At 62.5% G+C, this 8,231-nt stretch carries 5 protein-coding genes, 3 tRNA genes and 2 pseudogenes; 3 read left to right on the top strand and 7 right to left on the bottom strand.

Annotated elements, in window-relative coordinates; translation table 11 throughout:
* The first annotated feature begins 169 nt into the window (after window positions 1-169).
* A pseudogene (locus VFJ08_RS04495) lies at window positions 170-462 on the top strand (HigA family addiction module antitoxin).
* A 122-nt stretch (window positions 463-584) separates the two neighbouring features.
* Here VFJ08_RS04495 and VFJ08_RS04500 read toward each other — a convergent pair.
* The 3 genes from VFJ08_RS04500 to VFJ08_RS04510 all read right to left on the bottom strand — a co-directional run bounded on the left by VFJ08_RS04500 (window position 585) and on the right by VFJ08_RS04510 (window position 1,979).
* A tRNA-Glu gene (locus tag VFJ08_RS04500) sits at window positions 585-660 on the bottom strand.
* A 6-nt stretch (window positions 661-666) separates the two neighbouring features.
* Window positions 667-742, bottom strand: a tRNA-Ala gene (locus VFJ08_RS04505).
* A gap of 61 nt (window positions 743-803) precedes the next feature.
* The gene (locus VFJ08_RS04510) at window positions 804-1,979 is read right to left on the bottom strand and encodes a DegT/DnrJ/EryC1/StrS family aminotransferase (protein ID WP_324995608.1); all 1,176 of its coding nucleotides are present in this window, start codon (window positions 1,977-1,979) and stop codon (window positions 804-806) included.
* 20 nt (window positions 1,980-1,999) lie between these two features.
* Between VFJ08_RS04510 and VFJ08_RS04515 the strand changes: the two genes are divergently transcribed.
* A tRNA-Val gene (locus tag VFJ08_RS04515) sits at window positions 2,000-2,074 on the top strand.
* Between the two features lie 106 nt (window positions 2,075-2,180).
* Here the strand turns inward: VFJ08_RS04515 and VFJ08_RS15705 are convergent.
* The 4 genes and pseudogenes from VFJ08_RS15705 to xdhA form a co-directional block, all read right to left on the bottom strand.
* A pseudogene (locus VFJ08_RS15705) lies at window positions 2,181-2,288 on the bottom strand (helix-turn-helix transcriptional regulator); the annotation flags it as partial.
* Between the two features lie 29 nt (window positions 2,289-2,317).
* Window positions 2,318-3,358: an XdhC family protein gene (locus VFJ08_RS04525; RefSeq protein WP_324995612.1), complete on the bottom strand. Its 1,041-nt coding sequence runs from the start codon at window positions 3,356-3,358 to the stop codon at window positions 2,318-2,320.
* Window positions 3,359-3,365: 7 nt separating this feature from the next.
* Window positions 3,366-5,729 (bottom strand): xanthine dehydrogenase molybdopterin binding subunit, encoded by a 2,364-nt coding sequence (gene xdhB, locus VFJ08_RS04530; protein ID WP_324995614.1) that lies wholly within the window; start codon window positions 5,727-5,729, stop codon window positions 3,366-3,368.
* A complete protein-coding gene (gene xdhA, locus VFJ08_RS04535; protein ID WP_324995616.1) occupies window positions 5,726-7,189 on the bottom strand; it encodes a xanthine dehydrogenase small subunit in 1,464 nt (487 codons plus the stop codon). The genes xdhB and xdhA overlap by 4 nt, the downstream gene beginning before the upstream one ends.
* A 238-nt stretch (window positions 7,190-7,427) precedes the next feature.
* Between xdhA and VFJ08_RS04540 the strand changes: the two genes are divergently transcribed.
* Window positions 7,428-8,135: a GntR family transcriptional regulator gene (locus tag VFJ08_RS04540; RefSeq protein WP_324995619.1), complete on the top strand. Its 708-nt coding sequence runs from the start codon at window positions 7,428-7,430 to the stop codon at window positions 8,133-8,135.
* The last annotated feature ends 96 nt before the right edge of the window (window positions 8,136-8,231 follow it).

Genomic DNA, 8,231 nt, shown 5'->3' on the forward strand with positions numbered 1-8,231 from the left:
GCGATTTGGGGCCGCAACCCGAAGGGCCGGGGCCATTTTGCCGCAATCCAGCGTTGCAGCGCGCTACGGTAGAATGACTACCGTACGCCCGCTGCGTCTTGTCTTGCGACAAAATGGCCGCCGGCGCGGCGTCGTATGAAGCGGCAACAGGCCCCAAGGTCAGATCATCATGGATAGGCTCAACCCCGTCACCCCCGGCGAAATACTCCGGGAAGAATTTCTCAAGCCCATGGCCTGAGCCAATATCGTGTGGCGAAAGAGATTGGCGTGGCTGCGCAGCGCATCTGCAAAATTGTAGCCGGCAAGCGCGCCGTTACCGCGGACACCGATTTGCGGTTGTGCCGACTCTTTGGCCTCTCGAACGGCTATTGGCTGCGCGCCCAGGCCGCCTACGACACCGAGCGCTACGCGCACCCGTCGCCGAATCAAGTGACCGATGCGATCTTGCGGATGAACGTCTGATGGGGCGCCCGAGACAGCGCCGAGGCTGTGCTATTTCATGTGCCGCGATAGCACAATATAGAAAAAAGCCGTCTGAAAATGAACAAGGGCTTAACGGAAATCCGATAAGCCCTTGTTTTTATTGGCGTCCCCAAGGGGATTCGAACCCCTGTCGCCGCCGTGAAAGGGCGGTGTCCTTGGCCTCTAGACGATGGGGACTGACTTTGGTGGAGCCAGGCGGGATCGAACCGCCGACCTCAACACTGCCAGTGTTGCGCTCTCCCAGCTGAGCTATGGCCCCGATGAACTTGCGAGGCGCGCATTATAGACACGCCGCTAACGGTTGCCAACCCTAAGACCCACTATTTTTGCACGGCCGCGATCAGGGCATCGATGACACGATCCTGATCCGCGGGTTCCAGATACGGGTGCATCGGAATGCTCAGCACGCGCCCGGCCGCCGTATCCGACTCGGGCATCGGCAGGTCGGCATATAGCGGTGGCTGGCGATTGAGCGGCACCGGGTAGTAGACCGCGCTGGGAATACCGGCGGCATCGAGCGCGCTGCGCACCGCATCCCGATTATCGACCTGAACCGTATACTGTGCATAGACGCTGGTGGCGCGCTCGTTGAGCGCCGGCGTCACGACGTGGCGAGCCAACGCCTGCTCGTAACGCGCGGCCACCCGCTCGCGCCGGGCGATTTCATCGTCGAAGACATCCAGCTTGGCCAGCAGCACGGCAGCCTGAACGGTATCCAGCCGGCCGTTGAGGCCGAGCATCGGATGATGATACGGCGCCGTTTGCCCATGATTGCGCAACTGGCGCATGCGTTCGGCAAGATCGGCATCGGTGGTGAAGGCCGCCCCGCCATCGCCGTAGCAGCCGAGCGGCTTGGCCGGGAAAAACGAAGTGGCCGCCAGTCTCGAGGCGCCACAGGATCGTTGTCCGGCGAAGGTGGCGCCAAAACTTTGCGCCGCGTCCTCGATTACCGGGATGCCATGACGCTCGGCGATCGCGGCGATCGCCGGCATGTCCGCCATCTGGCCGAACAGGCTCACCGGCATGATCGCCTTGGTGCGCTCGGTGATCGCCGCTTCGATACGGCTCGCGTCGATGTTATAGGTCGTCGGATCGATATCCACGAACACTGGCGTCGCGCCAAGCAGGCCGATCATCTCGCCGGTGGCGATGAATGTGAACGGCGTGGTAATCACCTCGTCGCCCCGCCCGATGCCCAGCGCCATCATCGTCACCAGCAGCGCGTCCGTGCCACTGGATAAAGCCACGCAGTGCGGCACATCGGCATATGCCGCCAGCCGCGCCTCCAGCAGCTCGATTTCGGGCCCGTTCACATAGCGCCCGTGATTCAAAACCGCGTGAATACCGGCATCCACTTCCGGCTTGATGCGCTGATACTGCGCCTGGAGATCGATTAACTGCATGGTGGCCGCCCCGAAGCCCGAGAAACTGTCGTAAATCGCCGCGAAGTCTAGCACTGAACGCCGCCGATACACGTTGACTGCGGTCGGACGCATGGCTAGACTTCGCTCTCTTCGGGCGGTTAGCTCAGCGGTAGAGCACTGTCTTCACACGGCAGGGGTCACTAGTTCGAATCTAGTACCGCCCACCAATTTCAAGCTCTTAGGCGCCCTTGTCGCCGGTCATATGTCACCTATGACCGAAATCGGACATCTCCGCGGCTGCGCAACCTGAATCTGGCCATCACCGAATCCACTGCGGCTCACGCCCAGCGCGGCCGCGCCTTCGGTCACGCTCAAGCCCATCGGCTCAAAATAAAGCCCTTTAAGCACCTCGCCAGGGTGCGGCGGATTGTGCATACGCATAGCCATACCTCAGTGATAGTCCTCGTAATTCACGATACGGTTTTGTAATCGAAAAGCCCGCCCGGCCCTGAACATTCCGGGCGTTCCGTAAGCAGTTGGCTCATGATGCTGACCGCGATTTCGGCCGGTGTATCGCTTTTCATGCACAAACCGATCGGCCCATGGATCGCGTTCACGCGAGCTGCGGCAATGCCCCGATCCCGCAATTCCTTACGTATCTTGCGGATCTTCGCCGCGCTACCCATGACGCCCAACCAGCGCGGATCGGCCAGCGCGATCGATGCCAGCGCGGTGATGTCGTGGTAGACGGCGGCGGTCATGACCACAACCGTTGCAAGTGATGTATGGGCAAGCCGCGCTCTCAGCTCAGCGTAATCGTTCAGGGCATGCCGACGTACGGCCTCTGGCCAGTCGTCTGCCTGCAGCACCGCGACGCGGGTATCGAAAACGTCCACCCAATAGCCGATTTCAACGGCCAGACGCGCGAGCGCTTTGCCACAATGGCCGCCGCCCACGATCGCGAGGCGCTGCTGATTGAGGCTTGTTTCCTCGTAACGCCAGCCATCGCCGTCCTCGATCAATTGCATATCGGGCGTGGCGCCGGAGATGGCATCTTCGATGACGTGCACGCCGCGATCGTCGATAACCAGTCGCGCCGATCGATGCGCCTGATTCTCGACGGCATCGCTGAAGCGCCGTATCGCAGCCGCGTCCCGATCCGGCTGGAGTATCAGGCTCAGGTTGGTCTGTTCGCCGGCGCAGATCAGCCCGGAAGGATGATCGGTCCCCTTCTTACGATGCACGAGTCGCCGCAGCACCGGCGGCGTGGCGTGGCCGGTTGCCAGTCGGTGCCGTGCTTGCTCGATCAGCTCGGCCTCCATGATGCCGCCGCCGACCGTGCCGCCGACCACGCCATTCGAATCGAGCAACAGCCGGGCGCCACGCGTGCCCGGCGAGCCGCGCGTGTTGGCCACCACGAGGACGATGAACACCGGCATGCCGGCATCCAGTCGTTGGGCCGCCGCTTTCCAGAATGCTTCGGCGTTCATGGCGCCGTCGTCGCTCGACAAGCGCAGCTCACTCGGCGTCCTCGGTCACCGGCGGCGCGGCGGCATCGTCCGTGGCCGCCGTCCTAATCTCTTCGATGGCGAACAATACCGCCTCGGGGGTGGCCGGCGCGTGCAACGGCGCCGCGCATCGATAATCGGCGGTCGCCGCGACCGCATCCTTGATGGCGTGCAGCACCGAGATCGCAAGCATCAGCGGCGGCTCGCCGACCGCCTTGGAGCGATAGATGGCTTGTTCGACGTTTTCGCCGCGTTCATAGATCTTCGCACGAAAATGCGCGGGCACATCGCTGCACACCGGGATCTTGTAGGTCGACGGCGCGTGGGTGCCGATGCGGCCCTTGTCGTCCCACCAGAGTTCCTCGGTCGTCAGCCAGCCCGCGCCCTGAATGAAACCGCCCTCGATCTGGCCCATGTCGACCGCCGGATTCAACGAGCGGCCGACATCATGGAGAATATCCACCCGCGTCATGCGATGTTCGCCGGTCAGCGTATCCACCTGTACTTCGGTGCAGGCGGCGCCATAGGCGAAATAATAGAACGGCCGGCCCGTCCCGTCCTCGTTGACCTCCAGTTTCGGCGTGGCGTAAAAGCCGGCGGCCGACAATTGAATGCGGTTGAAATACGCCAGTTTGACGATTTCGGCGAAGCTGCCCAGCCGGCGCTGACCCGCGAACACGGCGTTGTCGCGAAATTCGATTTTGTCGTCAGTCGCGACCTCGAAATGGTCGCGGATCAACGGCAGCAGGCGATCGACGATCTTGTGTGCCGCGTTATAGGCGGCCGCGCCGTTCATGTCGGAGCCCGAGGACGCCGCGGTCGCCGATGTGTTCGGCACCTTGCCGGTATTGGTGGCGGTGATCCGCACGCGATCCAGGTCGATTCCGAACACCTCGGCCACCACCTGCGCGACCTTGATATGCAGCCCCTGGCCCATCTCCGTGCCGCCGTGGTTGAGCTGCACACTGCCATCCTGATACACCAGCACCAGCGCGCCGGCCTGGTTGAGGTGTTTGGCCGTGAACGAGATGCCGAACTTGACCGGCGTCAGCGCGATGCCTTTTTTCAGCCACGGATTTTTTTCGTTGTAGGCCCGAATCCCGGCGCGCCGTTTGGCGTAATCGCAACTCGCCTCGAGCTCCGGCATCAGCTCGTGGAGAATATTGTCCTCCACCGTCATGCCGTAGGGCGTGACGTTGCGCTCGCCCACGCCGTAGAGGTTGGTCTTGCGTATTTCCAGCGGGTCCTTGCCCAGATAGCGGGCGATTTCCTCGATAACGTGCTCCATACCGAGCATGCCCTGCGGGCCGCCGAACCCCCGGAACGCGGTGTTCGATACCTTATGGGTCCGGCAGCGCCGGGAGGTGATGGTGACGTTTTCCAGGAAATAGGCGTTGTCGGCGTGATACATGCCGCGATCGGCGATCGAATGCGACAGATCCGGCGCATAGCCGCAGTCCACGGCCTGCATGAATTCGATGCCGGAGATACGGCCGTCGTCGTCGAACCCGACGTCGTAATCGATCAAAAACGGGTGGCGCTTGCCGGTCATGATCATGTCGTCATCGCGGTCGGGGCGGAACTTGACCGCGCGCCCGGTGCGCTGGGCGATCAAGGCGGCGATCACCGCGAACTGCGCGCCCTGGGTTTCCTTGCCGCCGAAGCCGCCGCCCATGCGCCGGTTTTCCACCGTAACCGCGTGGTCGGACAACCCGAGCACCTTGGCCACCAAATGCTGCACCTCGGACGGATGCTGGGTGGAACTGTGCACCAGCATGTCGCCGTCTTCCTGCGGAACGGCCATGGCGATCTGGCCTTCCAGGTAAAAGTGCTCCTGGCCGCCCATATGGGTGCGCCCGGTCAGGCGATTGCGCGCCGCGGCGAGCGCCTTGGCCGAATCGCCCTGCTTCCAGCATTTGCCCGGTAGCAGATCATCCTGTTGTTCCAGCGCTTCTTCGATCGACAGGATCGCCGGCAGATCGTCATAGGCGATATCCGCAAGCATCGCCGCCCGCCGCGCGTTTTCGATATTGTCGGCGGCCACCGCGAACAACGCCTGGCCGTGGAACATCACTTCCTCGTCCGCGAACACCTGATCCCCCGGAAAGACCGGGCCGATATCATTGGCGGTCCGGCCCAGATCCGCGGCGGAGATCACCGCGGCGACACCGGGGGCGCCACGTACCGCATCCAGATTCATCCGCGTCACGCGGGCGTGGGCGCGCTCGGCCGGGCGGGCATACGCATGCAACATACCGCGCGGCTCGGGAATATCGTCGCCGTAACGCGCCTCGCCGCTAACATGCTTATGCGCGCTGTCGTGCGGCTTGGCGACCCGAACGCTCGGATTGGATTTCGGGGTCGGCTCGTTCATACCCAGGTCTCCTCCTCGAGCAACCGCGTCTTCGCGCCGGGCTGGCTCGTTTCGATAAAGAACTTTCGCAATAAACGGACCGTCGTCATGCGACGATAACGCTCGGTCGCCCGCATGTCGGTCAGCGGCGTGAATTCTTCGGCCAGTACGGCCTCGGCCCTGGCAATCGTCGCCTCGGTCCAGGGCTGGCCGGTTATCACCGACTCGGTATCGGGAGCACGCGCCGGAATGGCCGCGATTCCGCCGAAGCCGGTCCGAATCGCGGTCACCCGGCCGTCGTTGACACGAATCTTGAAGGCGGCGCATACGGCGGAAATATCCTGATCGAACCGTTTGCTGAGCTTGTAGCAACGAAACCGCTCGTCGGCCGCGAGCTTGGGAATACGCAGCCGCTCGACGTATTCGCCGGCGCGCCTGCTCTGTTTACCGTAATCGACATAGAGATCCTCGAGCGGAATCTCGCGCCGCCCGTCCGCCCCCCGAAGCACCACCCGGGCGCCCAGGGCGATCATGACCGGCATCGAATCGCCGATCGGCGAGCCGTTGGCCACATTGCCGCCGACCGTCGACGAATTCCGGATCAGGGTCGAGGCGAAACGCCGCAGCAGTTCTCCGAAATCCGGAAAATGCCGGCCGACTGTTTCCAACGCATCCGCGTGGGTCACCGCGGCGCCGATAATCAGTTCGTCGGCGTTGTCCTCGATACCGTGGAGTTCCGCGACATGGCCGATGAAGATCACCTGGCTCAGGTCGCGATGAAGTTTGGTGACCCAGAGACCGATATCGGTCCCGCCGGCGAGCAGCGTCGCCTCGGGGTACCGGGTCAACAGCGATTCGAGCTGCCCGGCGTTGGTCGGCGCGAAGTAGCGCCGTTTTCCGTATTGCAGTTCCAGTGGCTCGGCATCTTCATGCAACGCCGCCAGACGTTCGGCCGTACGCGCCGTTGCGGCGAGCGTCGGATCGTCCCATTCGTAGTCGTACATCGCCCGGGCCGCGTCGATAATCGGTCGATACCCCGTGCAGCGGCACAGATTGCCGGCTAGTACGTCGTTAATCCGCTGACGCGAGGGCCGGTCTTCGTTCAGATATAGACCAAACAGCGACATCACGAAACCCGGCGTACAGAATCCGCACTGCGAGCCGTGGTAATCGACCATGGCCTGCTGTGCCGGATGCAGCCGGCCATCGGCTGTCTTGAGATGCTCGACCGTCAGCAATTGGCAGCCGTCGAGCACGGGCACGAACAAAATGCAGGCGTTGACCGCGCGGTAAATCATGCGCCCGTCGGCGGCGCGCCGGCCGATCACCACGGTACAGGCGCCGCAATCCCCCTCGGCGCAGCCCTCCTTCGTGCCTCGCAGTTCGGCATCCCGACGCAGCCACTGCAGGACCGTCATCGTCGGATCGACGTTCTGCAACTCGCGAAGCTCGTCGTTCAGTAAAAATCGCACCGGTCTCATTCGCTTGCTCCTCCGCAAGGCTCGCTCTTTTTCGATTTGCGGTTCGAGTATCGGCTTCACGGCGTAACGGCGCGCGCTACGGCAACAGAAGCTCAAACGACCGCTTCGAATTTATTGTTATCAATTTATATATTTTTCTGTCAACAATTTTTCGACTAACATCGACGTGCCGCGGATGACAGTACGCGACCGAGCCTTTAAAGTAACGCCATCGTTCGATTCAAACTCAGCCGAAAATATGACTACAGCGACAGCTCGAACCGGCGAGTCGGGCCGCACGGAAGACCTCGAAGCGCAGATCTATTCCTCGATTCGGCACGCGGTGCTGACGCAGCAACTGACATCGGATACACGCCTACCGGAACTGACGCTGAGCAAGATCTACGACGTCAACCGAACCGTGGTTCGCCGTGCTCTCGGCCGGCTGGCCTCGGATCATATCGTCGTACTGCGACGCAATCAGAGCGCGGTTATCGCCAGCCCCGGGCCCGATGAAACGATGCAGCTCTTCGCGGCGCGCCGGCATATCGAGGCCGAAGCGATGCGCCAGACCGCGGGCAATATTGACAACAAAACGCGTGAAGCTATCGAAAAGGTCGTCGCCGAAGAGCATCATGCCCACGCGGAAGGCGTTCACGACGATCGGATTCATTTGTCGCTGCGGTTTCACGAGCGATTGGCCGACGCCTGCCCGAACCGGGTACTGGGCCAAATTCTGCAGGACTTGATCCTGCGCACGTCGATCGCGGTGGCGCTCTACAAGGTTCCCGGAATGGCGGCCTGCTACCGGGCTACCGACCATCGCAGTATCGCCGAGGCGCTGTTCGACGGCGACGGCGAGCGCGCGGCCCGGGCCGCCTGCGAGCATCTGAACTATCTCGAGGATCGCCTGAACTACGCCACGCGCATTCGCCGGGTCGATCTGGCCACGATCCTGACCGGCTGACGGCCGGCCCCAAAATAAGCGAGAACAATTTATGGACCACTGGCTCCGGACTCTGCCGAAAGCCGAGCTGCATCTGCATATCGAGGGCACGCTCGA

Source organism: Salinisphaera sp. (assembly GCF_035690525.1).
In the GTDB taxonomy this organism is placed as follows: domain Bacteria; phylum Pseudomonadota; class Gammaproteobacteria; order Nevskiales; family Salinisphaeraceae; genus Salinisphaera.

Coding starts and splice junctions, on each gene's coding strand:
- VFJ08_RS04510 (WP_324995608.1), bottom strand. CDS start 1,979: ATGCGTCCGACCGCAGTCAACGTGTATCGGCGGCGTTCAGTGCTAGAC.
- xdhB (WP_324995614.1), bottom strand. CDS start 5,729: ATGAACGAGCCGACCCCGAAATCCAATCCGAGCGTTCGGGTCGCCAAG.
- xdhA (WP_324995616.1), bottom strand. CDS start 7,189: ATGAGACCGGTGCGATTTTTACTGAACGACGAGCTTCGCGAGTTGCAG.
- VFJ08_RS04540 (WP_324995619.1), top strand. CDS start 7,428: ATGACTACAGCGACAGCTCGAACCGGCGAGTCGGGCCGCACGGAAGAC.